Here is a 2852-nt window from a genome sequence, read left to right as displayed (position 1 = left end):
ACAATATTTTTTTAATCTACTAGCACCGATTGCTTCATTTGTGCATGTCTGGTGGGCTCGGAGATTTGTATATTAGACAGGTCTGTGTGGGCGCTCCGCGGCTCGCGGGTGGAACGGCCGGTGAGCGGCCCGGTGATGGTCGGGGTGCGGGGTGCGGCACGCGCCAAGGGCCTGGCCTGGATGGGGTGGGGTGAGGTCCGGGGATGCTTCCGGCGCCTGGTCGGGGTGGTCCGGGGTGCGTTCGCCGCCCGGTCACGGCGGCCCGGGCTGAGCCCGGGGTCGGTCAGATGGCGGCCTTCTTGAGGCGTCGTCGCTCCCGCTCGGAGAGCCCGCCCCAGATGCCGAAGCGTTCGTCGTTGGAAAGGGCGTACTCAAGGCATTCCGAGCGCACCTCACAGGCGAGGCAGACCTTCTTGGCCTCGCGGGTGGATCCGCCCTTTTCGGGAAAGAAGGACTCGGGATCGGTCTGGGCGCACAGTGCGCGCTCCTGCCAGCCGAGTTCCTCGTCCGCGTCCTCGACCAGCAGTTGCTGGAACAGCTCGGTCATGTGCGCCCCTCGTCTGTCTCTTGCGTCCCGTGATGCAGCCGTTTGCGGCTGAACGACACGAGTGAAATTACAAGTGTGTAGCTCCGGGGCAGTCAAGCGAGGATCTGCTATTGGCCCAGGGATTCACTCTGCGGAACCAAGCGTATGCGGAAAGTGTTCAAATCAGCAAAAAGCTGACATATGCCACAGGCCCCACAGCCTCGCATCCCCCCTTGAGGAAGACGAGCGAGGCCGCCCTCGTGTTGCGATTCGATCACCGAAGCGATCAAGATCACAGTCAGGTCACGGAGTGTCAGCCGCGTTTGAGAGCACGGATGATGCGCCACATGTCCCCGGTCGTGGGCGCATAAACCTTTCTCCCAATCCGACGACCGGAAGGGGTGAAACATTGCCCCCATATCGGGCATTGGGTTGACAGCGGACGGCCGAGCCGGTCTCCTTGGTTCCATGCCAGCGACCGCAGCCCTGCACGTCACCCACGTCCGTGGGTTCCGTAGCGCTGTCCAGGCCCGCTGTTGCTGTTCCAGCTGTCACAGCTGTTGATGCCCTAGCGCTCCAGCTCTGATCCAGCTCTCCGGCTCCCTGAGTTCTCTGAGTTCCTTGAGTTTTTCTGAGCCTCCTGGTCTCTCCAGGTCTCCGTCGAGCCGCCGCACCTCCCGGTACTTCCCCGCAGCTCCCGCGGAGCTGCCGACGCTCACCGCGACTCCCCCGCACGCGCACCCCCCCATGCCGAGGAAACACCGCAGCAATGAACAGCGACAGCGACCTTCAGATCGCCGGCGACATCCTTGAGGTCCAGCACCTCCTGCAGCCCGCTCGCGAGCACCCCTCCACCGTCTCCGAATTCGTCGGCCTGGCCCGCTCCATCGCGGCCGACCGCGCCCGGTGGGCGGGAATCGTCCAGTACGACTCCGCCTCCCGCTGGTACCACCGCCTGCACCAGGGCCCCGGCTACGAGGTGTGGCTGCTCAGCTGGGTGCCCGGGCAGGGCAGCGGGCTCCACGACCACGGCCTCTCCGCCGGCGTACTGACGGTCCTGGAAGGCGAGTTGACCGAGCGCACCGAGCGCGGGGCGCGGTCGCTCGGGGCAGGCGCGCAGCGGGCCTTCGCCCCGGGGTACGTCCACGAAGTGGTCAACGATTCGCTCGAACCGGCCGTGAGTCTGCACATCTACTACCCGGGCCTGACCGAGATGCCGATGCACGCCACACAAAGCGCCCCGACGGCCGTGGACGCCGTACCCGCCTGACAAACTGCTGTGCATGCGCATTGTTGTTCTGGCCGGTGGCATCGGCGGTGCCCGCTTCCTTCGCGGCCTCAAGCAGGCCGCGCCCGACGCGGACATCACGGTGATCGGCAACACGGGTGATGACATCCATCTGTTCGGGCTGAAGGTCTGTCCCGACCTCGACACCGTGATGTACACCCTCGGCGGTGGCATCAACGAGGAGCAGGGCTGGGGGCGTACCGACGAGACCTTCCAGGTCAAGGAGGAGCTCGCCGCGTACGGCGTGGGCCCCGAGTGGTTCGGGCTCGGCGACCGCGACTTCGCGACCCATATCGTCCGTACGCAGATGCTCGGCGCGGGCTATCCGCTCAGCGCGGTCACCGAGGCGCTCTGCGCCCGCTGGCAGCCGGGCGTGCGGCTGCTCCCCATGTCGGACGACCGGGTCGAGACGCATGTCGCCGTCGAGATGGACGGCGAGAGCAAGGCGATCCACTTCCAGGAGTTCTGGGTGAAGCTGCGCGCCTCCGTCGAGGCGCGGGCGGTCGTGCCGGTCGGGGCGGAGCAGGCCAAGCCGGCTCCGGGGGTGCTGGAGGCCATCGGTGCCGCCGATGTCATCGTCTTCCCGCCGTCGAACCCGGTGGTGTCCATCGGCACGATCCTCGCCGTGCCCGGGATCCGCGAGGCGATCGCCGAGGCGGGGGTGCCGGTCGTCGGCCTCTCCCCCATCGTCGGGGACGCGCCCGTGCGGGGTATGGCGGACAAGGTGCTCGCCGCTGTGGGCGTCGAGTCGACGGCGGCTGCCGTGGCCCAGCACTACGGTTCGGGGCTGCTGGACGGGTGGCTGGTCGACACGGTGGACGCCGGTGCGGTCGGCGAGGTCGAGGCGGCGGGGATCCGCTGCCGGGCGGTGCCGCTGATGATGTCTGACGTGGACGCGACCGCCGAGATGGCGCGGCAGGCGCTGGATCTGGCCGAGGAGGTACGGGCGTGAGTGCGGTCCCTGGGGCCGGGGACGCGGTCGGGGCCGGGGGGGGCGGCGGGGGGGGGGGGGGCGCCGCCCGGGGGTGTTTTTGTGTT

General features: G+C 67.8%; 3 protein-coding genes. 2 read left to right on the top strand and 1 reads right to left on the bottom strand.

Annotated elements, in window-relative coordinates; all coding sequences use genetic code 11:
* Positions 1–283: 283 nt before the first annotated feature.
* Positions 284–547: a WhiB family transcriptional regulator gene (locus tag JS521_RS34990; RefSeq protein ID WP_003968728.1), complete on the bottom strand. Its 264-nt coding sequence runs from the start codon at positions 545–547 to the stop codon at positions 284–286.
* Positions 548–1295: 748 nt separating this feature from the next.
* Here JS521_RS34990 and JS521_RS34985 point away from each other — a divergent pair.
* Positions 1296–1796, top strand: coding sequence for a cysteine dioxygenase (locus tag JS521_RS34985; protein WP_205086890.1), 501 nt, complete (start codon positions 1296–1298; stop codon positions 1794–1796).
* Positions 1797–1809: 13 nt separating this feature from the next.
* A complete protein-coding gene (gene cofD, locus JS521_RS34980; RefSeq protein WP_205086889.1) occupies positions 1810–2766 on the top strand; it encodes a 2-phospho-L-lactate transferase in 957 nt (318 codons plus the stop codon).
* Positions 2767–2852: the final 86 nt, after the last annotated feature.

It is taken from the genome of Streptomyces durocortorensis (assembly GCF_016901035.1).
Classification (GTDB): domain Bacteria; phylum Actinomycetota; class Actinomycetes; order Streptomycetales; family Streptomycetaceae; genus Streptomyces; species Streptomyces durocortorensis.
This window is presented reverse-complemented; position numbering and strand designations above follow the sequence as displayed.